The sequence below is a fragment of the Kluyvera sichuanensis genome (assembly GCF_040930405.1).
GTDB classification, from domain to species: domain Bacteria; phylum Pseudomonadota; class Gammaproteobacteria; order Enterobacterales; family Enterobacteriaceae; genus Kluyvera; species Kluyvera sichuanensis.
This window is the reverse complement of record NZ_CP162271.1, coordinates 2,121,434-2,145,619: the sequence shown is the minus strand read 5'-3', so window position 1 is coordinate 2,145,619 and position 24,186 is coordinate 2,121,434. Positions and strand designations below refer to the sequence as shown.

Annotated in this window: 20 protein-coding genes and 1 tRNA gene; 13 read left to right on the top strand and 8 right to left on the bottom strand. The window is 55.7% G+C overall.

Translation table 11 applies throughout. The features are described from left to right. Positions 1-787 precede the first annotated feature (787 nt). The 6 genes from AB2B48_RS10490 to mgtE all read left to right on the top strand — a co-directional run bounded on the left by AB2B48_RS10490 (position 788) and on the right by mgtE (position 8,136). On the top strand, positions 788-1,912 hold the full coding sequence (locus AB2B48_RS10490) for a porin OmpC (protein WP_368301707.1): 1,125 nt from the start codon (positions 788-790) through the stop codon (positions 1,910-1,912). 103 nt (positions 1,913-2,015) lie between these two features. Next, complete coding sequence (gene apbE, locus AB2B48_RS10485; protein WP_333009651.1) at positions 2,016-3,068, top strand: FAD:protein FMN transferase ApbE; 1,053 nt, start codon at positions 2,016-2,018, stop codon at positions 3,066-3,068. A gap of 73 nt (positions 3,069-3,141) precedes the next feature. Beyond that, positions 3,142-4,203, top strand: a complete 1,062-nt coding sequence (gene ada / locus AB2B48_RS10480) for a bifunctional DNA-binding transcriptional regulator/O6-methylguanine-DNA methyltransferase Ada (RefSeq protein ID WP_368301706.1) — start codon at positions 3,142-3,144, stop codon at positions 4,201-4,203. Then, positions 4,203-4,847 carry a DNA oxidative demethylase AlkB gene (gene alkB, locus AB2B48_RS10475; protein ID WP_368301705.1) on the top strand — a complete coding sequence of 215 codons (645 nt, stop codon included), beginning with the start codon at positions 4,203-4,205 and terminating at the stop codon, positions 4,845-4,847. Before ada ends, alkB begins: the two co-directional genes overlap by 1 nt. An 81-nt stretch (positions 4,848-4,928) precedes the next feature. Next, a complete protein-coding gene (locus AB2B48_RS10470) occupies positions 4,929-6,572 on the top strand; it encodes a multidrug ABC transporter permease/ATP-binding protein (RefSeq protein WP_333009654.1) in 1,644 nt (547 codons plus the stop codon). 127 nt (positions 6,573-6,699) lie between these two features. Next, complete coding sequence (gene mgtE, locus AB2B48_RS10465; protein WP_185666870.1) at positions 6,700-8,136, top strand: magnesium transporter; 1,437 nt, start codon at positions 6,700-6,702, stop codon at positions 8,134-8,136. Here mgtE and AB2B48_RS10460 read toward each other — a convergent pair. Next, entirely contained in the window at positions 8,099-9,337 is a 1,239-nt protein-coding gene (locus AB2B48_RS10460; protein WP_368301704.1) for a SulP family inorganic anion transporter, read from the bottom strand. The two genes, mgtE and AB2B48_RS10460, sit on opposite strands and share 38 nt — an antisense overlap. 273 nt (positions 9,338-9,610) lie before the next feature. On the opposite strand from AB2B48_RS10460, the gene mqo reads away from it, so the two are divergent. Then, positions 9,611-11,263 (top strand): malate dehydrogenase (quinone), encoded by a 1,653-nt coding sequence (gene mqo, locus AB2B48_RS10455; protein ID WP_185666872.1) that lies wholly within the window; start codon positions 9,611-9,613, stop codon positions 11,261-11,263. 77 nt (positions 11,264-11,340) lie between these two features. Here mqo and eco read toward each other — a convergent pair whose 3' ends face one another. Beyond that, on the bottom strand, positions 11,341-11,832 hold the full coding sequence (gene eco / locus AB2B48_RS10450; RefSeq protein ID WP_185666873.1) for a serine protease inhibitor ecotin: 492 nt from the start codon (positions 11,830-11,832) through the stop codon (positions 11,341-11,343). A gap of 181 nt (positions 11,833-12,013) precedes the next feature. Here eco and AB2B48_RS10445 point away from each other — a divergent pair, with 181 nt between their 5' ends. Beyond that, entirely contained in the window at positions 12,014-12,517 is a 504-nt protein-coding gene (locus AB2B48_RS10445; protein ID WP_368301703.1) for a phospholipase D family protein, read from the top strand. A 45-nt stretch (positions 12,518-12,562) separates the two neighbouring features. Here AB2B48_RS10445 and AB2B48_RS10440 read toward each other — a convergent pair. The 3 genes from AB2B48_RS10440 to AB2B48_RS10430 form a co-directional block, all read right to left on the bottom strand. After that, positions 12,563-12,639: transfer RNA gene (locus AB2B48_RS10440), tRNA-Pro, on the bottom strand. Positions 12,640-12,714: 75 nt separating this feature from the next. Further along, positions 12,715-14,469, bottom strand: coding sequence for an LPS biosynthesis-modulating metalloenzyme YejM (yejM, locus tag AB2B48_RS10435; protein ID WP_368301702.1), 1,755 nt, complete (start codon positions 14,467-14,469; stop codon positions 12,715-12,717). A gap of 18 nt (positions 14,470-14,487) precedes the next feature. Beyond that, a complete protein-coding gene (locus AB2B48_RS10430) occupies positions 14,488-14,715 on the bottom strand; it encodes a YejL family protein (protein WP_035892650.1) in 228 nt (75 codons plus the stop codon). 183 nt (positions 14,716-14,898) lie between these two features. Here AB2B48_RS10430 and yejK point away from each other — a divergent pair, with 183 nt between their 5' ends. Next, the gene (gene yejK / locus AB2B48_RS10425; protein WP_035892652.1) at positions 14,899-15,906 is read left to right on the top strand and encodes a nucleoid-associated protein YejK; all 1,008 of its coding nucleotides are present in this window, start codon (positions 14,899-14,901) and stop codon (positions 15,904-15,906) included. 279 nt (positions 15,907-16,185) lie between these two features. After that, positions 16,186-18,150: a glycosyl hydrolase family 28 protein gene (locus AB2B48_RS10420; protein ID WP_368301701.1), complete on the top strand. Its 1,965-nt coding sequence runs from the start codon at positions 16,186-16,188 to the stop codon at positions 18,148-18,150. A 52-nt stretch (positions 18,151-18,202) separates the two neighbouring features. Here the strand turns inward: AB2B48_RS10420 and rplY are convergent, their stop codons facing one another. Together rplY and AB2B48_RS10410 are read right to left on the bottom strand one after the other, a co-directional pair. Beyond that, a complete protein-coding gene (gene rplY, locus AB2B48_RS10415; protein WP_052285124.1) occupies positions 18,203-18,487 on the bottom strand; it encodes a 50S ribosomal protein L25 in 285 nt (94 codons plus the stop codon). A gap of 125 nt (positions 18,488-18,612) precedes the next feature. After that, positions 18,613-19,572, bottom strand: a complete 960-nt coding sequence (locus AB2B48_RS10410) for a YbgA family protein (RefSeq protein WP_368301700.1) — start codon at positions 19,570-19,572, stop codon at positions 18,613-18,615. A gap of 112 nt (positions 19,573-19,684) precedes the next feature. On the opposite strand from AB2B48_RS10410, the gene AB2B48_RS10405 reads away from it, so the two are divergent. Then, positions 19,685-20,218, top strand: coding sequence for a lipocalin family protein (locus tag AB2B48_RS10405; protein WP_185666878.1), 534 nt, complete (start codon positions 19,685-19,687; stop codon positions 20,216-20,218). On the opposite strand, the gene AB2B48_RS10400 is transcribed toward AB2B48_RS10405, so the two are convergent. Beyond that, positions 20,215-21,972 carry a DEAD/DEAH box helicase gene (locus AB2B48_RS10400; RefSeq protein WP_368301699.1) on the bottom strand — a complete coding sequence of 586 codons (1,758 nt, stop codon included), beginning with the start codon at positions 21,970-21,972 and terminating at the stop codon, positions 20,215-20,217. The genes AB2B48_RS10405 and AB2B48_RS10400 overlap by 4 nt on opposite strands. Positions 21,973-22,187: 215 nt before the next feature. Between AB2B48_RS10400 and rsuA the strand changes: the two genes are divergently transcribed. Together rsuA and AB2B48_RS10390 are read left to right on the top strand one after the other, a co-directional pair. Beyond that, positions 22,188-22,889, top strand: a complete 702-nt coding sequence (gene rsuA, locus AB2B48_RS10395) for a 16S rRNA pseudouridine(516) synthase RsuA (RefSeq protein ID WP_368301698.1) — start codon at positions 22,188-22,190, stop codon at positions 22,887-22,889. A gap of 25 nt (positions 22,890-22,914) precedes the next feature. Continuing rightward, complete coding sequence (locus tag AB2B48_RS10390) at positions 22,915-24,111, top strand: Bcr/CflA family multidrug efflux MFS transporter (protein ID WP_368301697.1); 1,197 nt, start codon at positions 22,915-22,917, stop codon at positions 24,109-24,111. The last annotated feature ends 75 nt before the right edge of the window (positions 24,112-24,186 follow it).

Below are 24,186 nucleotides of genomic sequence, written 5' to 3'. Positions count from 1 at the left end.
CTGAATCGGCATTGAGGCGCGAAGATCCTGTTTTTGCACTGCTGGCAGTATATACAAAAAAGTCGGCAAGATGCATCTACGGGGCAAATTACACTGCGCGGAGCTGGCGGCAATGCTATGCGGAGGAGGGCGTTAGATATTGGCGGTGAGCAGAAATAGTTTGTTGCGGATTAATTGTACAATGTAACATTTATTGTACAGTTATTTACGAATAACGACTTAAAAATAGCACTAAATAACAAGACATTATTAATCGAGTGCCTGGTAGACATAAAAAATGGTATGAGATTTGATTAGTTAATAGTCGTTACAATTTACGTGCGGTAGCACAGTTTGATTCAGTTTACGTAAAGAAAGGTAAAAAAAACCGGATGCGAAGCATCCGGTTGAAATAGGGGTAAACAGACATTCAGAATTGAATGACGGTAATAAATAAAGTTAATGATGATAGCGAGGAATATTTTAGTTGTAGGTGAAGGTTTTGTTTTACCATTCAGTGCTATACCTTTCGTGTTTTTTAACTCATTGATTTAGTGAATTTATTTGCTTTAGTTTTGATTATTAGTGCTATTTTTCCTGTCTTTTTGTGCTTATAAAAGTTCCCTTAAATTTACATTTTGAAACATCTATGGGGATAAATGAAACATTTGAGCGATTTTCGTATCATATTCTTATTGGATTATTCTAATTTTTACAGCACAATGGATCTGCCGACTGATTAATGAGGGTTAATCAGTAAGCAGTGGCATATATAAAGGCATATATATAACAACAGAGGGTTAATAACATGAAAGTTAAAGTACTGTCCCTCCTGGTACCAGCACTGCTGGTAGCAGGCGCAGCAAATGCGGCTGAAATTTATAACAAAGATGGCAACAAATTAGATCTGTACGGTAAAGTCGATGGTCTGCACTATTTCTCCAGCGACGACAGTAAAGATGGCGACCAGTCCTACGTTCGTCTGGGCTTCAAAGGTGAAACTCAGATCAACGACCAGCTGACCGGTTACGGCCAGTGGGAATACAACATCCAGGCTAACAACACCGAAGGCGCTTCTGACCAGGCATGGACCCGTGTAGGTTTCGCCGGTATCCGCATTGCTGACGTAGGTTCTTTCGACTACGGTCGTAACTACGGCGTAGTTTACGATGTGACTTCCTGGACCGACGTCCTGCCAGAATTCGGCGGCGACACCTACGGTGCAGACAACTTCCTGCAGCAGCGTGCTAACGGCGTTGCGACCTACCGTAACACTGACTTCTTCGGTCTGGTTGATGGCCTGAACTTTGCTCTGCAGTATCAGGGTAAGAACGGCAGCGCTTCTGGCGAAGGTTCCACCAACAACGGTCGTGACGATCTGGAACAGAACGGTGACGGCTTCGGTGGCTCCCTGACTTACGATATCGGCGAAGGCTTCAGCGTAGGTACCGCAATTTCCAGCTCTAAACGTACTACCGATCAGAACAACATGGCTTATGGCCAAGGCGATAAAGCGACCACCTACTCCGGTGGCGTTAAATATGATGCGAACAACATCTACCTGGCCGCTCAGTACACCCAGACTTACAACGCGACCCGCTTCAGCGGTAGCAATAATCCAGATGCTATCAGCGGCTTCGCTGAAAAAGCACAGAACTTCGAAGTGGTTGCACAGTACCAGTTCGACTTCGGCTTGCGTCCATCCATCGCTTACCTGCAGTCTAAAGGTAAGGACATTAACAACGGCGTAGACAACTTCGGCGATCAGGATCTGCTGAAATACGTTGATGTAGGCGCGACTTACTACTTCAACAAAAACATGTCCACCTACGTTGATTACAAAATCAACCTGCTGGATGACAACGACTTCACTCGTCGTGCCGGTATCTCTACCGACAACATCGTAGCTCTGGGTATGGTTTACCAGTTCTAATTCGGTTTCGACCGAGACAAAAGGGGCCCTTGGGCCCCTTTTTTAATGTCTGATTTCAGCTAATTAGTGTACTCTTGCGCCGATTGCAGGAGGGTAATAACCGATGGAAATGACTTTTTTACGTACGATGCTGCTTGGCGTCGTTATTTTATTGGCTGGCTGTGACAACACCAGCGCGCCGGCAACCCCAAAGGCGCAGGTGACCGTACTTGATGGTAAAACCATGGGCACGTTCTGGCGGGTGAGCGTGGTTGGCCTCGATCAAAACAGGGCGGAGAATCTGCGTCAGAAGGTGCAGACGCTGCTCGATGGCGACGATCAGCTATTGTCGACCTGGAAAAACGACTCGGCGCTGATGCGTTTTAACCAGTCGCAAAGCACCACCCCATGGCCGGTAAGTGAAGGGATGGCGGATATCGTCACCGAATCGCTGCGCATCGGGCAGAAAACGCAGGGTGCGATGGACATCACCGTGGGGCCGCTGGTCAATCTCTGGGGCTTTGGCCCGGATAAACAACCGGTGAAAACGCCGACTCAGGCGCAAATAGATGCCGCGAAAGCGCGCACCGGGCTGAAAAATCTGACGGTGATTAACCGCGCGGGCCAGCAGTATCTGCAAAAGGCGATCCCCGATCTGTACGTTGACCTCTCGACCGTTGGCGAAGGTTACGCTGCCGATCATCTGGCGCGGCTGATGATAGAAGAGGGGATCTCCCGCTATCTGGTCTCGGTGGGTGGTGCGCTGGTGAGCCGTGGGATGAATGCCGATGGCCAGCCGTGGCGCGTGGCGATTCAAAAGCCAACCGACCGGGAAAATGCGGTGCAGGCGATCGTCGACATTAACGGCCACGGGATCAGCACCTCCGGTAGTTATCGCAACTACTATGAGCTGGATGGGAAGCGGATCTCGCACGTTATCGATCCGCAAACCGGGCGGCCGATTACCCATAAGCTGGTGTCGGTCACCGTGATTGCGCCAACCGCGCTGGAAGCCGACGGCTGGGATACTGGTCTGATGGTGCTCGGCACGGAAAAAGCCCAGCAGGTGGTGCGTGAGCAGGGGCTGGCGGTCTATATGATCATGAAAGAGGGTGACGGCTTCACCACCTGGATGTCGCCGCAGTTCCGTGCGTTCCTGGTCAGCGGGAAAAATTAAAAAGCAAGATTGCGGGTTTTTTAATTCCTCCTTTTGGTCACAGTGATGGTTACACTAAAAGGAGGAGCCCGTTATGACATCTCATACCCTATATACCGATGATGACCGCTGGCAGGCGGTGATAAATCGCGACGCCCGCGCCGATGGTCAGTTTGTTTTTGCCGTACAGACCACCGGTATTTTCTGTCGCCCGTCCTGCCGTGCCCGTCATGCGCTGCGCCAGAACGTCCGGTTCTATCCCAATGCACAGGCTGCGCTGGAGGCCGGATTTCGTCCCTGCAAGCGCTGTCAGCCAGATAGCCTCTCTCCCGAACAGCAGAAAATCGACAAAGTTGCCGAGGCCTGTCGGCTGCTGGAGCAGGACAGCCCCGTCACGCTTGAGGCGCTGGCCGAGGCGGTTGCCGTCAGCCCTTACCATTTTCACCGTCTGTTTAAATCCGTCACTGGCGTCACGCCAAAGGCCTGGCAGCAGGCGTGGCGGGCGCGTCGGCTGCGTGATTCACTCAGCGGCGGCGAACCGGTGACCCAGGCGGTGCTGGCGGCGGGATTCCCCTCAAGCAGCAGCTACTATCGTCAGGCAGACAATGTGCTGGGGATGACGGCGCGCGCTTACCGTCAGGGTGGCAAAACCGCTGACATTCATTATGCGACCGACCGCTGCGAGCTGGGCCGCTGTCTGGTGGCGCTGAGCGAACGCGGCATTTGCGCGGTGCTGCTCGGGGATGATGACGCTACGCTGCTGACGGAGTTGCAGCAGAGCTTCCCGTCTGCCCACTTGACGGCAGCGGATGCAGCGTCTCAAGCGCAGATTCAAGCCGTTATCGCCAGCCTGAATCAGCGTTCAACGCCGTTAACGCTGCCGCTGGATATTCGCGGTACCGCCTTTCAGCAGCAGGTCTGGCAGGCGCTGCGTGTGATCCCTGCTGGTGAAACCCGCAGCTATCAGCAGATAGCCGACGGCATCGGCAACCCGAAAGCGGTGCGCGCGGTGGCTGGGGCCTGTGCGGCAAACCGGCTGGCGATTCTGATACCGTGCCACCGTGTGGTACGCGGCGACGGCAGTTTGTCCGGCTATCGCTGGGGCGTGACGCGTAAAGCGGCGCTGTTAGCGCGTGAAAAAGAGCAGGAGCGGTGATGCTGGATCTGTTTGCTGATGAAGCGCCGTGGTCAGAGCCGCTGGCACCGGGGGCCGTCGTTCTGCGCCGACTGGCGCGTGAACAGAGCGATGCATTGCTCGCCGCTATTGCGCAGGTTGCCGCCGTCTCGCCGTTTCGCCATATGGTGACGCCGGGCGGGTATACCATGTCGGTGGCGATGACCAACTGCGGGGCGCTGGGCTGGAGCACGGACAGCTGCGGATACTGCTACGCCGCCATCGACCCGCTGACCGGGCGGCCGTGGCCAGCTATTCCGGATGTTTTTCTCCGCCTGGCGAAGACGGCGGCGAGCCAGGCCGGATACCCGGAATTCAGCCCCGATGCCTGTCTTATCAATCGCTACCAGCCGGGCGCGAAGCTATCGCTGCATCAGGATAAAGATGAAGCGCGGCTGGATGCGCCGATCGTTTCCGTTTCGCTGGGATTACCGGCTACCTTCCAGTTCGGCGGGTTAAAACGCAGCGATCCGCTGCAGCGCGTCTGGCTGGAGCATGGCGATGTTGTGGTGTGGGGCGGCGCCTCCCGGCTGTTCTACCACGCCATTTTGCCTCTTAAGCCCGGAAGCCACCCGCAGGTGGGCGCCTGGCGCTATAACCTGACGTTTCGCCGCGCTGCGCAATGACGAATAAAAATAAGAATTATTCTTGATGTCGTTGCTCAGCAGTTTACACTGCTGGCTGTTTTTCTTGCTCTGGTTGCTGTTATGGAACTTCTTTTACTCGTCTGGCGTCAGTACCGCTGGCCCTTCATTGGCGTTATCGCCCTGAGCCTGCTGAGCGCGGCGCTCGGTATTGGACTTATCGCCTTTATTAACGTGCGTCTGATTGAAATGGTCGACACCAACCTTACGGTGCTGCCGGAGTTTCTCGGGCTGCTGCTGCTGTTGATGGCCGTGACGCTGGGCTCTCAGCTGGCGCTGACGACGCTGGGGCATCATTTTGTTTATCGCCTGCGTCGCGAATTTATCAAACGTATTCTCGACACTCAGGTGGAACGCGTGGAGAAGCTCGGCAGCGCCTCGCTGCTCGCGGGGCTGACCAGCGATATTCGCGCCATCACCATTGCCTTCGTGCGTCTGCCTGAACTGGTGCAGGGGATAATCCTCACCGTGGGCTCTGCCGCCTATCTGGCGATGTTGTCGACTAAAATGCTGCTGATTACCGCACTGTGGATGGCGCTGACCATCTGGGGCGGTTTTATGCTGGTGGCGCGCGTCTATAAGCACATGGCGACGCTGCGCGAGACCGAAGATAGCCTTTATAACGACTACCAGACGGTGCTGGAAGGGCGCAAAGAGCTCACTCTGAACCGCGAGCGCGCGCAGTACGTGTTTGAACAGCAGTTCACGCCGGACGCAAAGGCTTATCGCCACCATATCATCCGCGCCGATACCTTCCACCTGAGCGCCGTGAACTGGTCGAATATCATGATGCTGGGCGCGATTGGCCTGGTGTTCTGGATGGCAAACGGCCTGGGCTGGGCCGACACTAACGTGGCGGCAACCTACTCTCTGACGCTGCTGTTCCTGCGTACGCCGCTGCTGTCGGCGGTAGGGGCATTGCCAACGCTGCTGAGTGCCCAGGTCGCGTTTAACAAGCTGAATAAATTCTCGCTGGCACCGTTCCGCGAGCCGTTCCCGCAGCCAACGGCGCACCCGAACTGGCAGACGCTGGAACTGCGCGATGTGACCTTCCACTACGAAGACAACACCTTTGCGGTCGGCCCGCTGAACCTGACGCTAAAGCGCGGCGAAATGGTCTTCCTGATTGGCGGTAACGGCAGCGGCAAATCGACGCTGGCGATGCTGCTGACCGGGCTGTATCAGCCGATTTCAGGCCAGATCCTGCTCGACGGCCAGCCGCTGGCGGCGGATAAACCGGAAGACTATCGCAAGCTCTTCTCCGCGGTGTTTACCGACGTCTGGCTGTTCGAGCACCTGCTGGGGCCGGAAGGCAAGCAGGCGAAGCCTGAGCTGGTAGAGAAGTGGCTGGCGCAACTGCAAATGAGCCATAAGGTGAAGCTTGAGGATGGACGAATTCTTGACCTGAAGCTGTCAAAAGGGCAGAAAAAACGCGTGGCGCTGCTGCTGGCGCTGGCAGAAGAACGCGACATCATTATGCTTGATGAGTGGGCGGCCGATCAGGACCCGCACTTCCGCCGCGAGTTTTACCAGGTACTGCTGCCGCTGATGCAGCAGATGGGCAAAACGATTTTCGCCATCAGCCACGATGACCACTACTTTACCCATGCAGATCGCCTGCTGGAGATGCGTAACGGTCAGTTGAGCGAACTGGTGGGTGAAGAGCGCGAGCGCGCTTCCCGTGATGCCGTTGCGCGTACCGCCTGATTTTTTAGCCGCTTTGCTGAATTTTTCAACGCCTAAGCGGCTTGTTTAACTTTTTTATATTCCCCCGCGCTATGCTTAATGCGCTCAATCATCCGATTGGGCGCACTTTCAGGAATAAGGATTATTCATGTCTCTGTTGAAGAAGAACAGTGCCCGCCTGCGCGATGAAGAGCGCCAGCGGCTCATCTGGCTGCTGACCACCGATAAAGCGGTGACTTCAGCGCTGCTGGGCAAGCTGACGCTGGCCGAGCAGTACGATGAGGGCACGCTGGTTGATGACCTTGCGGAAGTGGGCGCGCTGGTGGCGCACCTGCCGCCGCCGGATCTCGCCGATACCCTGGAAGCGCTGCCGTCAGAAGAGCGTCACGCGCTGTGGAACATGGTTGAAGATGACCGGCGCGGGAAAGTGTTGCTAGAAGCATCGGAGAACGTCTGGGACGACCTCATAGAAGATATGAGCGACCGGGCGTTGCTCGATGCACTGCAAACGCTGGATATCGACGAACAGATCTATCTGGTTCAGCACCTACCGCGTGACCTGACCGGGCGCCTGCTGGCCTCTATGGATCCCGCTGAACGCGCGCGCGTTCGCCAGGTTATGAACTATGCCCACGAGCAGGTGGGCTCGATCATGGAGTTCGAGGTGATCACCATTCGCCCGGACGTCACGCTAGCCTCGGTGCAACGCTTTTTGCGTCGGTTGGGCAAAATGCCGGAGAACACCGACAAACTGTTCGTGGTAAAGCGCGATCAAACCCTGATTGGCGAACTGGAGCTTAAAACGATCCTGCTGAATGCAGCAGAACGCTACGTGCATGAAGTGATGGAGGCCGATCCGGTTGCGTTTCATCCGGAGGAGCGATCGGAAAGCGTCGCCCGTACCTTCGAGCGTGACAACCTCATCAGCGCCGCGGTGATTGACTCGGAAGGCAAGCTGATGGGGCGTTTGACCATCGATGAGATCGTTGACGTGGTCTACGAAGAGACCGACAGCGATCTGCGCCGTATGGGCGGCCTGAGCAGCGAAGAAGATGTGTTTGCGCCGGTGATGAAAGCGGTGAAAACCCGCTGGGCGTGGCTCGCCATTAACCTCTGTACCGCTTTTATTGCCTCGCGCGTGATCGACGGTTTCGAACATACCATCTCTCAATTGGTGGCGCTGGCTTCACTGATGCCAATTGTGGCGGGGATAGGTGGCAATACCGGCAACCAGACCATCACGATGATCGTGCGCGCGCTGGCGTTACAGCATATCCAGCCGGGCAACTTCTCGTTTTTGATTCTGCGCGAAATGGGCGTAGCGCTGATTAACGGCATCGTCTGGGGCGGCATTATGGGCACCGTCACTTGGCTATTGTACGGCGATCCACATCTGGGTGCCGTGATGACCCTGGCGATGATCCTCAACTTGCTGGTAGCTTCGGTAATGGGGGTATTGATCCCGATGATCATGGCTAAACTGGGGCGCGACCCGGCGGTCGGCTCCAGCGTGATGATCACCGCGATCACCGATACCGGCGGCTTCTTTATTTTTCTGGGGCTGGCGACCGTGTTTCTGCTTTAAGCTTTGCGCGGTGCTTCAGGCGGGCAGGGACGACAACCATCATCATGATGCCCGCCAGCACGCCAATTGCCAGATTCCCCGTGCTGACCGTCGCGCCGACGGTGACCAGCATCACCAGCGTTTCCGGCCACGGGGTGCGCTTAAGTGCGCCGGGCTGCAGGCTATGCCAGTTAAAGGTTTTGAAGGCGACAATCACCATAATGCCCGCCAGTACCGACATCGGGATTTTTGCCATCACTTCGCTTAAGGCGGTGACCAGCAGCAGCAGTACCAGCGCTGCCGCGATGGTTGATATCCGGGTGCGGCCTTTGCCCATCTCCACGTTCACGATGGTCTGACCGATCATGGCGCAGCCGGCGATGCCGCCGTAGCAGCCAGCCAGAATATTGGCGATGCCGAGACCCGCGCTCTCACGCGTTTTGTTCGATGGTGTGACGGTGAGGTCATCGACCAGTTTCGCGGTCAGCAGCGACTCCATCAGGCCAACAAAAGCAATACTCAGCGCGCACGGCCAGATAATCTGCAACGTTTCAAGATTCATCGGCACCAGCCACTGGGTAAGGCCCGGCAGCCCGCCGCTCATCGAACCTTCATCGCCGACGGTTGGCAAAATCTGCCCGCTGGTGGCGGTATAGAGGGTGAGTAGAACGACGGCGATAAGCGGCGATGGAATGCTTTTCATCACGCGCGGAAGCCACAACACGATGAGTATTGTGGCGGCAAACAGCGCGACAATCAGCGGGCTACGGCTCCAGAAATGGGGTACCTGAGCAAAGAAAATCAGAATACCCAGCGCATTCACAAACCCAGTCATCACCGACTGTGGAATAAAGCGCATCAGCTTTGCCATCCCGCAGGCGGCAAACAGAATTTGGATGATACCGGCCATCACTACGGCTGGCAGGATGTAGGTAACGCCGTGCTGGTGTACCATCGGGCCGATGACCAGCGCCACCGAACCGGCAGCGGCGGTGACCATCGCCGGGCGGCCGCCGAGAAACGACATCGACAGGCACAGCACCACGGAGGCAATCAGGCTGACCTTCGGGTCAACGCCCGCAATCACGGAAAACGAGATAACCTCGGGGATCAGCGCCAGCGCGGTAATCACGCCCGCCAGAACTTCACGCGTCAACATGGAAGGTGACGTCAGGACGGCAAGCAGAGAACCAGAAAGAGGGGAGGGAGAAGCGTTCGACATAGGGTATTCACAGGTTATCGATGGCGGGTTTTCTATAATCCCCAGCGTCCGTGCGTACCATCACAAAGGGGAGAATAATACCGCTTCCCGTCACACTCTACCAGTACCAAATCTCATTTTCTGTACACATTTATTAAACATTTTAATAACAGATCTCAAAACTCAACTTAAATTTTAAACAATATTTAAATTTACCGTGGCTGGTGGTAACGTAACCGTACGGATGTTTTTACCTGCATGTAACAAATCGCAAGTCAAGTAAGGCCCCCTACGATGAAAAAAAAGATAGCTGTACCCAACGCACAGAAATCGGGTACCGAGAAGGTTTCTGTGGCGACTAAGGCGAAGACTCGTGTGGTGCACGAGACAGATGTATTGCTGATCGGTGGCGGCATTATGAGCGCTACGCTGGGTACATGGCTGCAGGAGCTGGAGCCAGACTGGTCGATTACCATGGTTGAGCAGATGGAAAGCGTGGCCGAAGAGAGCTCCAACGGCTGGAACAACGCCGGCACCGGGCACTCGGCCCTGATGGAACTCAACTATACCCCGCAGAAAGCCGATGGCTCCGTCAGCATCGACAAAGCTATTGATATCAACGAAGCCTTCCAGATTTCCCGTCAATTCTGGGCCCACCAGGTGACGCGCGGCGTGCTGACGCAGCCGAAGAGCTTTATTAACACCGTGCCACACATGAGCTTTGTGTGGGGCGATGACAACGTCAATTTCCTGCGTGCGCGCTATCGTGCACTGCAAAAGAGCCCGCTGTTCAACGGCATGCGCTACTCCGAAGATCACGAGCAGATTAAAGACTGGGCACCTCTGGTGATGGAAGGGCGCGATCCGCAGCAGAAGATTGCCGCTACGCGAACTGAAGCAGGCACCGACGTGAACTACGGCGAGATTACCCGCCAGCTCATTCAGGGCCTCAAAAAGCGCGAACGCTTTACGCTGCAGCTCAACACCGTGGTGCGCCGTTTCCGTCGTAATCCAGACAACAGCTGGAATGTGACGGTTTCTGACGCCAACGGCAGCCATGAAAAACGTACCATCAAAGCGAAGTTTATTTTCATCGGCGCGGGTGGTGCGGCGCTGAAGCTGCTACAGCAAACCAAAATTCCTCAGGCGAAAGAGTACGCAGGCTTCCCGGTTGGCGGTCAGTTCCTGGTGTGCGAAAACCCGGAAGTGGTTAACCATCATCTGGCGAAGGTCTACGGTCAGGCTTCCGTGGGCGCGCCGCCGATGTCTGTGCCGCACATCGACACCCGTATCATCGACGGCAAACGCGTGGTGCTGTTTGGGCCGTTCGCCACCTTCTCTACGCGCTTCCTGAAAAATGGTTCGCTGTGGGATCTGCTGGCCTCGACCAATAAATCCAACATCCTGCCGATGCTGAATGTTGGGCTAGATAACTTCGATCTGGTGAAATACCTGGTAAGCCAGGTGCTACAGAAAGATAAAGACCGCCATGCGGCTCTGCGCGCTTACTATCCGATGGCGAAAAAGCAGGACTGGCGTTTGTGGCAGGCCGGTCAGCGCGTACAGATCATCAAACGTGATGCGCGTATCGGTGGCGTACTGCGTCTGGGCACTGAAGTGGTCAGCGATGATGAAGGCACCGTTGCCGCGCTACTGGGGGCATCTCCGGGGGCATCAACCGCCGCGCCTATCATGCTGGAGCTGATGGAAAAGGTCTTTAAGGATAAAATGCAGACGGCGGAATGGCAGGAAAAAATTCGCGCCGTAGTACCGACCTATGGTTCTACGCTGACGGAAAACCCGCACCTGATTGAAAAAACGTTGGCCTATACCAGCGAAGTGCTGGGACTACGTCATGAAGCAACCCGTGAAGCGGATCCGACGCCAGCGGTGCAGGTATCGTCCAAACCGGTTGTAGCAAAAGAGATGGCGGATATCGCACTCTAAGAAAGAAAAAATCCCGGTCATACCGGGATTTTATTATTTGGTAGCCCGGGCGAGCGCAAGCGACCCCGGGTTTTTTATTAACGCGCGACGGCGTTATGTACCGTTTCCTGGGCTTCCCAGATACGGTATTTCACTTCTACGTTCTCAGGCGCGTAGATAACGATCGGCAACTTGCTGTTGTAGCGCAGCATGCCATCGTCGCCCAGTGATGCGGTGACGAATTTTTTCGTTTTCTTCTGGTCAGGGCAGGCCATCATGGTCGACACTGGTCCGGAGATTTTCTCCACCACGTAGTAGTCGTAGCCCCAGCCTTCCAGCGTTTTACTTTCCAGCTCGCCGCCAAGGCGCTGATGATTACAGTCGACTTCCAGCGTTTTACCAATCAATAATTCCACCTTGTAGGCAGACTCATCTTTCTGTTCCGGCAACTGAATCACCTGACGCGTCATACCTTTTTCCGCTTTAGGGAAAGGCGCAACCTTTTCCAGCGGCTGTTCTGCAGCCCAGGCGGAGCTGGAAGCGCAGGCGATGGCCAGTAACGAAGCGGCAAGTTTATGTGTGTTTTTCACTGTTCATCCTTTTTATCAGTTTGCAACGAGAGGAGAATATCATTCCTGACATCAATGGTAATCGTATTTTACTGAATTTTGCATTAGGACTAGTTCTAAATATTGCCTTTGTGAATAAATATAGCGATTAAGACTACTTAGCTCGCCTTATCACGTATGGATATCCTGAATAATGATGAAAATGACCAGATTTCTTATTATAGCTGCGCTTCTCGGCGTTATCCCTGCCGCACAGGCCACAATCCAGGTTGGGTTCTCACCTGAAGGCTCCGCCCGTGAGTTGGTGCTGAGCACTATCGATGGCGCACAGCGCTCGATCGACATGATGGCCTACTCGTTTCAGGCCAAAGATATTGTCGACGCGCTGATTCGCGCCCAAAAACGCGGTGTGAAGGTGCGGGCGGTGATTGATAAGCGACGAAATCAGGGGGAGGTTAGCCAGAAGGCCATTGCTCGGGCGGCAGAAAACGGCATTGATGTTCGCATTGACGGCCACTACCACATTCAGCATGACAAAGTGATGATCGTGGACGGCAATACGCTGGAGACCGGGTCGTTTAACTTCGCTAAATCGGCAGAGACGGAAAACTCAGAGAACGTGCTGGTTATACGTGATGAGCCGGAGGTTATCCGCCAGTATCAGGCGCATTTTGACAGCCGCTGGGCGCTGGGGAAGTCGCGGTAAGGGCATAAAAAACCAGCCATAACAGGCTGGTTTATATAAGCTTTTTGGTCGGCACGAGAGGATTTGAACCTCCGACCCCCGACACCCCATGACGGTGCGCTACCAGGCTGCGCTACGTGCCGACGCATGACAAAAATACTACCGCTTTTATCCCTGATTGCAAGTCAGGGTTCACCAATTGATTTAAAATTAATCAATCAGTTAGCGATAAAGCGTTTTTCATCCGTCAGCACCTGCAGCAGCAAACTGAGCTGGGCTTTTTGATCCCGTTCCTTCTCACCCGCCGCGTTCCAGGTCTTATAGTGACCATTATGGCTGAGCACGACGGTCATCGATGGCGTGGTGATCGCCAGGGTATCGTTATCTGCCGACGTCACCCAGTTATGGCGGCGCGCGGCGCTGAACAGATCCTGACCCTGCGAGTATTCGTTTGCCGGCGTGCTGACATGCAGCAGGCGTTGCATCAGGGTGGTCATAATATCTTTATGATCGGTCAACAGGTCGATGCGCTGAGCAGGGGTACCCGGCCAGTGGATGACCAGCGGCACCTGAAGCTGGGCGCGTGACCAGTTAAAGGTGCTGTTCTCGTCGCTGAGCGGCACGCCGTGACCGGCGGTAATAATCACCACGGTGTCATCGAGCTTGCCGGAGTCGCGCAGTGCGTCCAGTACCTTAGCAATTTGTGCATCCACATCCGCTGCCGCACGAGCATATTGACGGTCGTTGGCCTGAGCGTTGTTGATGGTGGTTCCGTTAAACGACACCCACGAGAACCAGCGGTTTTCGTCCTGGGCGTTGTTTTTAAGCCAGTTAGTCCACTGGCTTGCCGTCTGGGCATCATTCTGCGATTTGCCCGGCGGCAGTGAGAAATCAGACAGCAGCGCCTGGCGATAAATCGGGCTGGTGAAGCCGTCAGAAGAGAAAAGACCCAGCTGATAGCCCTGTTGGTTAAGCGCGCTAATCAGCGCTGCCGGAATACGTGCCGACAGGACGCCGTCCATGTAGGACGGTGAAATACCGTAGAACAGGCCAAAGATGCCGTTATCGGCGTTGTTGCCCGCGCTCATATGCTGGGTAAAGTTGACGTTGCTGTCCGCAAAACGGGCCAGCGATGGCATCTGCTGTTCGAAGCGCGAATAGTTCAGGCCATCGACGGTAATCAGCAGGACGTTCTTGCCAACACCCATATCGCGATAGCGCAGATCGCTGAGCGGATACTGCACGGTTACCGCTTCCGGATCGCCTTGTTCCACCAGACGGCGCTGGTAATCCTGCGCGTCAAGCAGCCCGTGCTTCTCAAGGAAGCGGCGCGCGGTCATTGGATACGACAGCGGCAGGTTGGCGCGCTGCATGGTGACCGGACGATAAAAGTTAGCATCGGCCCAGATGTACATCACGTGCGAGGCGATGAACGATGCAAAGAAGAACCATGCGACCGGGCGGGCGTAGTGACGGCGACGCGTCAGGCTGCGCAGCTTCTGCCAGCTCCAGGTGGCAAACAGCATCTCGACCAGCAGAATCACCGGCACGCTGATAAACATCAGCTGCCAGTCACGGGCGGTCTCGTTTTGATCGGGGTTGATAACCAGCTCCCACACCACCGGGTTGAGGTGCAGGTGGAAGCGGGTAAAGACCTCGCTGTCGATAAGCAGCAGCGTCATGCCCGCCGTCGCCAGAATGGCGGACAGGAAGCGCATCAAACGCTGGGACATGACGATAAAGGTCAGGGGGAACAGAATCAGCAGATAGGCAGAGAACACCAGAAAGCTGAAATGCCCGACAAGGCTGATGTAGGAGAAAATGCGTCCAGCCAGCGTCGTCGGCCAGTCGGCGACAAAAAGATAGCGGCTACCGAGCACCATGGCCAACAGCATGTTGAACAGGGCGAACCAGTGCCCCCAGCTAACCATCTGGGAGACTTTTTCTCGGTAAGGCTGACGATGAGTCACCATAAACTGTTGCTTGTACCCTTAGTGCGCAGGATCGCTGTTAATAGAAGACTGGAGCGCCTGGGCAAAAGAACGTGCGATAGCCTGGCGTTGAGCCGGAGCCACGCTGCTGTTAATCAGGTTGGTCACCATATTACCCAGCACCATCAGAGAAAGATCGGTCGGGGCTTTATGTTCTTCCAGCACGTTGGCGAGCTCGCTCAGCAGTTTTTCAACGTGTTCATCACTATAGCGGGATTGTTGTGGCATAAATCGAAATCTGTCTATTCATTAAAGGGCAGTATATTACCGTAGCAGCAGCATTTTTTCCGCTTTTTTTCAGCGGAACGCGTTATCCTTTCGCCATTATGCTGCCGCGAGGGCGGTAATGTGTGAGTTGCACTGTCGCATCGGGGGTGATTGAATACACCCGATCTTAAAGGAGAGTTTAACATGAGTCTGGATATCGACCAGATTGCTTTGCATCAGCTCATCAAACGCGATGAGCAAAACCTGGACGTGGTGCTGCGCGACACGCTGCTGGAGCCGACCGCGCCGGTTGAAGAGATGATGGCCGAGCTGCATCGGGTGTACAGCGCGAAGAATAAAGCCTACGGCCTGTTTACCGAAGAGAGCGAACTGGCGCAGGCGTTAAAGCTGCAGCGTCAGGGTGAGGAAGATTTCCTCGCCTTCAGCCGCGCGGCCACCGGTCGTCTGCGCGACGAGCTGGCGAAATATCCGTTCGCCGACGGCGGAATCGTGCTGTTCTGCCACTACCGCTATCTGGCGGTGGAGTATCTGCTGGTGGCGGTGCTGAATAATCTCAGCAGCATGCGCGTCAACGAAGAGCTGGACATCAGCGCGACACATTATCTCGACATCAACCATGCGGATATCGTCGCGCGTATCGACTTAACCGAGTGGGAAACCAACCCGGAATCGACCCGCTACCTGACCTTCCTGAAAGGGCGAGTCGGGCGCAAAGTCGCCGATTTCTTTATGGACTTCCTCGGCGCGAGCGAAGGGCTGAATGCGAAAGTGCAAAACCGCGGCCTGCTGCAGGCGCTGGATGATTTTGCCGCCGAAGCGCAGCTCGACAAAAACGAGCGTCAGAACGTGCGTCAGCAGGTCTACTCCTACTGCAACGAACAGCTGCAGGCCGGTGAAGAGATTGAGCTGGAGTCGTTGTCAAAAGAGCTCTCCGGCGTGAGCGAAGTGAGCTTCAGCGAATTTACCGCGGAGAAGGGCTACGAACTGGAAGAGAGCTTCCCGGCGGATCGTAGCACCCTGCGCCAGCTGACCAAATTTGCCGGTAGCGGCGGCGGCTTAACCATTAACTTCGATGCCATGCTGCTTGGTGAGCGAATTTACTGGGACCCGGCCACCGATACGCTGACCATTAAAGGCACGCCGCCAAACCTGCGTGACCAGCTCCAGCGCCGGACCTCCGGAAAAAGCTAAGTCCTCCCGCTAAAGCCCGCTCATCCCCGAGCGGGCTTTGTCTATCCGTATTCCCGCCAGTATTGAGTGATGTTCCTCTCATTTTCTGTATCGATGTTTTTTCATCCAGGTTAAAACTTGAGCTGACTCTCGGTTAAGGCCTAATGAAATAAATAAAAATACGTTTCATTTTAAATGCAAAAACATTTTGATTTTGTAAATGGAGAGCCACTCTGATTCAGGAGGGCTCAAGGACGCGGCAGCTGGGTGCCGCGAATCACTGAGAGGAAAAATAACAAGATGCACAATACCTTCAGGCACTCCCGACTGGCGCTGGCCACCACAATGATGCTCGCGGGTGTATTAAGCGGCTGCGATGATAGCGAAGCCGCTCAGGCGAAGGCGTCAGCGGCGCCACAAAATGTCCAGTCGCCGGTGCTCTCCGTCGACGATGACAGCGTGGTGCTGGTGTGGGAAAAACCGCTGCTGGAGGCGGACAAGGTGGTGGACTATCACGTCTATCGTGGCGGTGAACTGCTGGGCAGCGCGCGCGACAATCAGGACGCATTCTCCCCCGCGAAACCTTACATCGACAACTTCTATCAGACGCTGGATAACGACCACTGGCAGCAGAAGGTTGATTTGCGAAGCTTCACCGTCGAAGGGTTGAAAGCCGATACCGATTACCAGTTTACCGTTCGCGCGGTCTATTCGGACGGCAACGAGTCCGCCGATAGCGCGCCAATTTCTCTACGTACCACGAAGGTGCCGCATGTGGTGGATGCCAAAGCGACAGGGGCCGTCGGCGACGGAACAACGCTTGATACCGCCGCGCTGCAAAAAGCCATTGATAGCTGTACGCTGGCGCAGTATCCGCAAGGCTGCAAAGTCAGCGTGCGCGGGGGCGTGTTTAAAACCGGTGCGCTGTTCTTACACAGCGATATGACGCTGGAGATTGCCGAAGACGCGACGCTACTGGGTTCGGATGACCCGGCACAGTACCCAATGAACAAAGGTTACTTTCTTTACCCCTATACTGATAATCCGCTGCCGAAGCGCCCACCGTCGTTAATTAACGCACTGGAGGCCGACGATAAAGGAAGCTCTCACGCGGGCACTTTCCGCAATATTCGCATTGTCGGCAAAGGCACCATCGATGGTAATGGCTGGACGCGAGGCGTGAAGCACGGCGGGCCGGAGTCTATCGTTGATGAAGCCGGTAATGCGCTGCCGCAGTATCGCGCCAGCAACGCCAATAAGGTGGGCGAAGACGGGATTCTGGCAAAACATCAGACCGAGCTGGCGGTATCTGAAGGGATGAACCGCGATAGCGCCTACAAAAACCGCCGCTCCAGCCTGATGACGCTGCGCGGCGTCAGCAATCTCTACATTGAAGGGTTGACGATTCTCAACCCGGCATTTCACGGGATTATGGTGCTGGAGTCGGAAAATATCGCGCTGAATGCGCTCAGCCATAAGACTTTCGACGGTAATAACGCCGACGGCATTGAACTGGGTAATAGCCAAAATAGCCTGGTCTTCAATAACTTCTTTGATACCGGCGACGACGGGATGAATTTTGCCGCGGGCTACGGCAAAGGCGTCGAAACCTTTGGTCAGAAACCGCAGAGCGGGGCATGGATCTTCAATAACTACTTCCGCAAAGGCCACGGCGCGGTAGTGACCGGCAGCCATACTGGCGCCTGGATCGAGAAGATCAAAGCGGAAGATAACGTTATGTATATGACGGATATCGGCCTGCGAATGAAAAGCCGCCCGTACTACGGCGGCGGGGCGCGCGACGTACTATTCCGTAATAACGCGATGAAAGATCTGGCGAAAGAGCCGTTTATCTTCACCATCAAGTACAGTGCCGACGTGAATGACACCACGCCAGCAACCGAGCCCGCGCAGTTCCGCAACGTGACCGTTGAGCACGTCACCGTTGACGGCACGGCGGCGAAGAAAAGCATCCTGGTGGATGGCATGACGGTGCAGGAGATGACGGCGGCCTACGGGATTACCTATCCGCGCGATGCTTATCATCAGAACCTGGCGTTCAGCAACGTGAAGTTCCGTAACGTTCTGGCGAGCAAAATCACCTTCCTGCATGACAGCCAGTTTACCAACGTTACGTTTGATAATACTGAGCACGCCTGGAACGTTGCGCAGGTAAGCGGTATTACGCTTTCAGACAGCGTGAATAATGAGGTGATAACGTCAGTAGGGAAGGAGACGGTCGTGCGAGAGGCGGCGAAGCAGTAAAAAAAACGGCTCCATAAGGAGCCGTTCTTTCGTCACTAAGACTTGTCGGCGATTAAGCGCGAACGAAGTCGATGTGAGCCAGTTTTGGCTTGAACGGGTGACGCTGCACCGCCTGAGCCTTAACTTTTTCTTCTTTACCATCAACAACGATGGTCAGAACTTCGCTGTAGAATTCAGCGTTGTTCTGCAGGTTCCACAGCTTGTCGTGATCCAGTTCGATAGCAACAGGAGCTGCTTCGCCACCATAAATGATAGCTGGGAACTTGTTAGCTGCGCGCAGGCGGCGGCTCGCACCCTTACCCTGCTCTTTACGTACTTCTGCGTTAATAGTAAACATTGATAGCTCTCTTAATTAATCCTGCTACAGGCGACCCAGCAGCAGGCAAATGATCTGCTTCACGGATGTGAAAGCGGGCGGCATTATAGCCGCCTATTGCCTTACGGGCAATGAAAACCTCACCTTCAGTTGGCCGTTAAGCGCAGCCGTAAACTGTCCGGGTAGGGCGAAAAATAGCGCTGCGTCAGCAGGTAATCATCCGGGTGCTCGGCGAGGTAGTGTTTCAGCAGCGTCAGCGGCGCGAGGATTGGCAGGTGCCCGGCGTGGTAGTTGACGATAACGTCGCGAAGCTCTGCCCGCTGGCGGTCGTTGAGTTGTTTGCGGAAATAACCCTGAATGTGCATCAGCACGTTGGTGTGGTTTTTACGTGAGGCGGGGTGGCGCAGAATCGCCATCAGCTTGTCGCGATAGGCGACAAAAAAGGCATCCAGATCCTGCCACTCATGTAGATGAGCGATAAAGGGACCAATTTCACGATAGCCCGGCTGGTTGTGGGCCAGCAGATGCAGCTTATAGCGGCTGTGAAACGCCAGCAGGGCCTGACGGGTTAATCCCTCTTCCCGCAGCGCATTCAGCTCGCGCAGCGCAAAAATTCGCGCCACGAAATTCTCCCGCAAAACCGGGTCGTGCAGTCGGCCGTCCTCTTCCACCGGCAGCCACGGATAGCGCGCCTGCAGCGCCGCGGTAAACAGGCCAACGCCTTCCTTCGCACCCCGGTTGCCACGTTCATCGTACAGCCTTACCCGCTCCATTCCGCAACTGGGGGATTTTGCGCAGACGATAAACCCGGAGAATTGCGCGGCACCCGGCAGTACACCCTCGGCAAACCGGTGCATTTTATCGGTGAGGTCGCAATCCAGGTCCTGGCTCATGCGCACGCGGGTATCGCCATCTGCGGTCTTCACCAGCCGCAGCGCCGGGCGCGGTGTGGGCAGGCCAATGCCCATTTCCGGGCAGACGGGTTTAAACGTCACCCATTCAGCAAGCTCATCCATAATAAACCCCATCCGCTTATGCCCGCCGTCAAAGCGAACGGCAGCACCGGTCAGGCAACCGCTGATGCCGAGTATCGGTTTGTCGTTCATATTATTGTCCTGTTTGTGGTGGGCCATAGCTCAAGCATAGGTTCTCCCGCTTCCGGCCGCGTGGCTTTTTATCCTCTACACTTAAACGAGGATCGTAAAGAGAGGAAACTGCATGAAGCTATGGCCCGTAGTCACCGGAGTCGCGTTGTCGCTCGCGCTGGTGGCCTGCCGTTCCCCCACTCCGCCAAAAGGGGTGACGCCGATTCGCCATTTCGATGCTAGCCGCTATCTGGGGAAATGGTATGAAATTGCCCGTCTGGATAACCGCTTTGAGCGCGGTCTGGAGCAGGTGACCGCTCACTACGGTAAGCGTAAGGACGGTGGCATTAGCGTGTTGAACCGTGGGTTTGACCCAATGAGAGGCGAGTGGAAGGAGAGCGAAGGGAAAGCATACTTCACCGGCGAGCCGAGCGTTGCCGCACTGAAGGTGTCGTTCTTTGGCCCCTTCTACGGCGGCTATAACGTCATCGCGCTGGATGATGACTACCAGTACGCGCTGGTCAGCGGGCCGAACCGCGACTATCTGTGGATTTTATCGCGCACGCCAACGCTGCCGCCGCAGGTACAGCAAAACTACCTGACTATCGCCCGTGGGCTCGGATTCCCGGTCGACAGTTTGCTGTGGGTGAAGCAGACGCGCGGCTAGCGCAGTTCGTTAGCCCGGCGATAGCGGCCTTCATAGTCGAACACTTTTTCGCGCACCTGCCAGTAGACGCCTTTCTTACGGGCGACGACAAAATCTGGCGCGCGTAGCAGCGCCTGCTGGGCGATGATATCGGCAGACGTTATCCAGCGCAGCGGCACGCCGGGCGTGCGGGTGTGCGGGCGGATAAATAGCTGCTCGAACGCCGTTTTCTGCGCGGGGGTGTGCAGACGGAAGCGCTCACTGACATCCGCACCGTCCTCGTCGTAATAGGTTATCTTAAGCCAGCCGCCTTTCTCATCCATGCCGTCCTGTAACACCATGCCGCTACAGCGCAGCACCAGCGCGTCTTTTAGCTTCAGCGCCGCTTTTAACATGTCGTCCGGGTCGACCAGTACCGTGTCGCATTCCCGACAGCGGCGGGCGGCAATGTCGTTTTCGGCGTTGCATTGCGGGCAGTTTTTAAAGCGGAAGCGGTAGTCGCACTGTTCGCGATGGCCTTCATCATCCTCCAGCCAGCCCTGACAGCGGCGGCCAAAGTGCTCAATAATGGTGCCGTCGGCGGTGGTTTTTCCCCAGAAGGTGTTGGCAAAACCGCAGCCGGGGCAGAAAACCTGCACCGGCACGTTATCGCTCTTACCTTTCGGTGAGCCCACTTCCGGCGTGTAGAGGTCGTGTGGGTTACCGGCGTAATCGAGGATCAGACAGTCCGTTTTCCCCGGTGCGAGGCGCAGGCCGCGGCCTACAATTTGCTGATACAGGCTGATGGACTCGGTAGGGCGCAGAATCGCAATCAGGTCAACGTGCGGGGCGTCAAAACCGGTGGTCAATACGGCGACGTTAACCAGATAGCGGAACTGCTGATTTTTAAAGGCTTCAATCAGCTCGTCGCGCTGTGGACCGGGGGTTTCGCCGGTGATCAGCGCCGCGTCATTGGCGGGCAGCAGCCCGGTAATTTCGCGGGCGTGCTCGACGGTGGCGGCAAAAATCATCACCCCTTTGCGCGTTTGCGCAAACTCCTCAATCTGGCTGATGATATGCGGCGTAATGCGCTGCTGCTGTTTCAGCTCACGGTTGAGGTCAGACTCGCTGAACAGCCCGTTGCTGTTGGCCTGAAGGCGGCTGAAATCGTACTGCACCACGGGCATATCCAGCCGCTCCGGCGGCGTCAGATAGCCGTGCTTGATCATATAGCGCAGCGGCAACTCATAGATGCAGTCACGGAACAGCGCTTTCTCGTCGCCGCGCACCATGCCGTGGTAGTGGAACTGATAAATCCAGCCTTTGCCCAGGCGAAACGGTGTGGCCGTCAGGCCCAGCAGCCGAATGTGAGGGTTCACTTTCCCCAGATGGCTGAGAATTTGCTGGTACTGACTATCATCATTGTCGCTAATGCGATGGCACTCATCGACAATGAGCAGGGAAAACTCGCCCTGGAAATGGTCGAGATTACGCGCCACCGACTGCACGCTGCCGAACACCACTTTGCCGTGGCTCTCTTTACGTTTCAGCCCGGCCGCATAAATATCGGCCTCCAGCCCCAGGGCGCAGTATTTCGCGTGGTTCTGCGCCACCAACTCTTTGACGTGGGCCAGCACCAGCACGCGGCCGCGCGCCAGCCGCGCCAGTTCGGCGATCACCAGGCTTTTCCCGGCGCCGGTGGGCAATACGATAACCGCAGGTTGCGTGTGGCGGCGGAAGTAGGCCAGGGTGGCGTCAACCGCTTCCTGTTGATAGGGGCGAAGTGTAAAAGTCATTGGCGTGATGATTGTCCTTAACAGCCAAATAGTATGCCATGAATCTTTTCACTTGAGTGGGATAACAAGCCCGTTATACTTACGGATTGTTATGCTCGCTGTCTCTCCCGTTGCCGGTGCTTTTTGTCCCGCTACGCGGCAGGCTCCGAGTCGATTACCCCATTTTTCGGACCTTTCGTCCGGCACCCGGCACTATTACAGGCTAAAAATACTTCATGCGACTTGATAAGTTTATCGCTCAGCAACTCGGCGTCAGCCGTGCTATTGCCGGGCGTTTGATCCGCGGCCACCACGTGACCATTGATGACGAAGTGGTGCGCGATACCGCGTTTAAACTGCTACCAGAACACGACGTAGCCTACGAAGGCAACCCGCTGACCCAGCAGAATGGCCCGCGCTATTTCATGTTGAACAAGCCGCAGGGCTACGTGTGCTCCACGGAAGACCCGGATCACCCAACGGTGCTCTATTTCCTCGATGTCCCGGTGGCGTACAAGCTGCATGCCGCAGGTCGTTTAGACATTGATACCACCGGTCTGGTGCTGATGACCGATGACGGTCAGTGGTCCCATCGCATCACCTCGCCGCGCCATCATTGCGAGAAAACCTACCTGGTGACGCTGGAAAATCCGGTCAGCGATGACACCGCCGCGCAGTTCGCCAAAGGCGTTCAGCTGCACAATGAGAAAGATCTTACCAAGCCAGCGGTGCTGGAAGTGATTACGCCGACTGAAGTACGTCTGACCATCAGTGAAGGTCGTTATCACCAGGTGAAACGTATGTTTGCCGCCGTGGGTAACCACGTTGTCGGTCTGCATCGCGAACGCATCGGTGAGATTGCGCTCGACTCAGACTTAGAACCGGGTGAATACCGTCCGTTAACTGCAGCAGAAATTGCCAGCGTTGGCGCACCATAGCGCTAACCAACAACCGAGGTAAATTGTGACGTCCAGGCCGCGCTCGTCGTTAAAAATTGTGTTTATTCTTGGCCTCCTGGCCATGTTAATGCCGTTATCGATCGACATGTACCTTCCGGCGCTGCCGGTCATTTCGCAACAGTTTGGCGTGCCGGCAGGCAGCGCGCAGATGACCCTGAGCACCTATATTCTGGGCTTTGCGCTGGGTCAACTGCTGTATGGGCCGATGGCGGACAGCCTCGGGCGTAAGCCGGTCATTCTGGGCGGTACGCTTATCTTTGCCGCGGCGGCGGTAGCCTGTGCGCTGGCGCCGACCATCGATTACCTGATCGTCACCCGCTTTTTCCACGGCCTGGCGGCTGCGGCGGCAAGCGTCGTGATCAACGCCCTGATGCGCGATATCTACCCGAAAGAAGAGTTCTCGCGCATGATGTCGTTTGTCATGCTGGTGACGACTATTGCCCCGCTGGTGGCGCCGATGGTGGGTGGTGCGGTGCTGGTCTGGTTTAGTTGGCATGCTATCTTCTGGATCCTGGCGGTTGCCGCATTGCTAGCCTCGGCGGCGATCTGGTTCTTTATTGACGAAACGCTGTCAGCCGATAAACGGCAGCCGTTCCGCTTGAGCACCACGCTCGGCAACTTTGCGTCGTTGTTCCGCCACAAGCGCGTGCTGTCGTACATGTTGGCGAGCGGCTTTAGCTTTGCGGCGATGTTCTCGTTCTTAAGCGCCGGGCCGTTTGTCTATATCGAGCTTAACCATGTGTCGCCGCAGCACTTCGGCTACTACTTCGCGCTGAACATTGTGTTCCTCTTTGTCATGACCACCATTAACAGCCGCTTTGTTCGCCGGGTTGGGGCGCTGTGGATGTTCCGCGCCGGGCTGACAATCCAGTTCGTTATGGCAATCTGGATGGTGGTTTGCGCGCTGCTGGATGTTGGTTTCTGGTCGCTGGTGCTGGGCATTGCGGTGTTTGTCGGCTGCGTGTCGATGGTCTCCTCGAACGCCATGGCGGTGATCCTCGATGAGTTTCCGCATATGGCGGGTACGGCGTCATCGCTGGCGGGGACGTTCCGCTTTGGGATTGGGGCCATTATCGGCGCGCTGCTGTCGATGGCGACCTTCACCACCGCCTGGCCAATGCTGATTTCCATCGCCCTGTGCGCGACCTGCTCGATCCTCTTCTATCTCTACGCCAGTCGACCCCGCAAAACTGCGCACTAATAAGCCTTTAGAGGGGCGAAATACGCCCCTTTGTTGATACATATCAACTGAAATCGCATTCCTGATAGGGTGTAA

What these genes read in the sequence shown, in the direction of transcription:
- AB2B48_RS10490 (WP_368301707.1), top strand. Translation starts at nt 788, where the DNA reads ATGAAAGTTAAAGTACTGTCCCTCCTGGTACCAGCACTGCTGGTAGCA.
- apbE (WP_333009651.1), top strand. Translation starts at nt 2,016, where the DNA reads ATGGAAATGACTTTTTTACGTACGATGCTGCTTGGCGTCGTTATTTTA.
- ada (WP_368301706.1), top strand. Translation starts at nt 3,142, where the DNA reads ATGACATCTCATACCCTATATACCGATGATGACCGCTGGCAGGCGGTG.
- alkB (WP_368301705.1), top strand. Translation starts at nt 4,203, where the DNA reads ATGCTGGATCTGTTTGCTGATGAAGCGCCGTGGTCAGAGCCGCTGGCA.
- AB2B48_RS10470 (WP_333009654.1), top strand. Translation starts at nt 4,929, where the DNA reads ATGGAACTTCTTTTACTCGTCTGGCGTCAGTACCGCTGGCCCTTCATT.
- mgtE (WP_185666870.1), top strand. Translation starts at nt 6,700, where the DNA reads ATGTCTCTGTTGAAGAAGAACAGTGCCCGCCTGCGCGATGAAGAGCGC.
- AB2B48_RS10460 (WP_368301704.1), bottom strand. Translation starts at nt 9,337, where the DNA reads ATGTCGAACGCTTCTCCCTCCCCTCTTTCTGGTTCTCTGCTTGCCGTC.
- mqo (WP_185666872.1), top strand. Translation starts at nt 9,611, where the DNA reads ATGAAAAAAAAGATAGCTGTACCCAACGCACAGAAATCGGGTACCGAG.
- AB2B48_RS10445 (WP_368301703.1), top strand. Translation starts at nt 12,014, where the DNA reads ATGACCAGATTTCTTATTATAGCTGCGCTTCTCGGCGTTATCCCTGCC.
- yejM (WP_368301702.1), bottom strand. Translation starts at nt 14,469, where the DNA reads ATGGTGACTCATCGTCAGCCTTACCGAGAAAAAGTCTCCCAGATGGTT.
- AB2B48_RS10430 (WP_035892650.1), bottom strand. Translation starts at nt 14,715, where the DNA reads ATGCCACAACAATCCCGCTATAGTGATGAACACGTTGAAAAACTGCTG.
- yejK (WP_035892652.1), top strand. Translation starts at nt 14,899, where the DNA reads ATGAGTCTGGATATCGACCAGATTGCTTTGCATCAGCTCATCAAACGC.
- AB2B48_RS10420 (WP_368301701.1), top strand. Translation starts at nt 16,186, where the DNA reads ATGCACAATACCTTCAGGCACTCCCGACTGGCGCTGGCCACCACAATG.
- rplY (WP_052285124.1), bottom strand. Translation starts at nt 18,487, where the DNA reads ATGTTTACTATTAACGCAGAAGTACGTAAAGAGCAGGGTAAGGGTGCG.
- AB2B48_RS10410 (WP_368301700.1), bottom strand. Translation starts at nt 19,572, where the DNA reads ATGAACGACAAACCGATACTCGGCATCAGCGGTTGCCTGACCGGTGCT.
- AB2B48_RS10405 (WP_185666878.1), top strand. Translation starts at nt 19,685, where the DNA reads ATGAAGCTATGGCCCGTAGTCACCGGAGTCGCGTTGTCGCTCGCGCTG.
- AB2B48_RS10400 (WP_368301699.1), bottom strand. Translation starts at nt 21,972, where the DNA reads ATGACTTTTACACTTCGCCCCTATCAACAGGAAGCGGTTGACGCCACC.
- rsuA (WP_368301698.1), top strand. Translation starts at nt 22,188, where the DNA reads ATGCGACTTGATAAGTTTATCGCTCAGCAACTCGGCGTCAGCCGTGCT.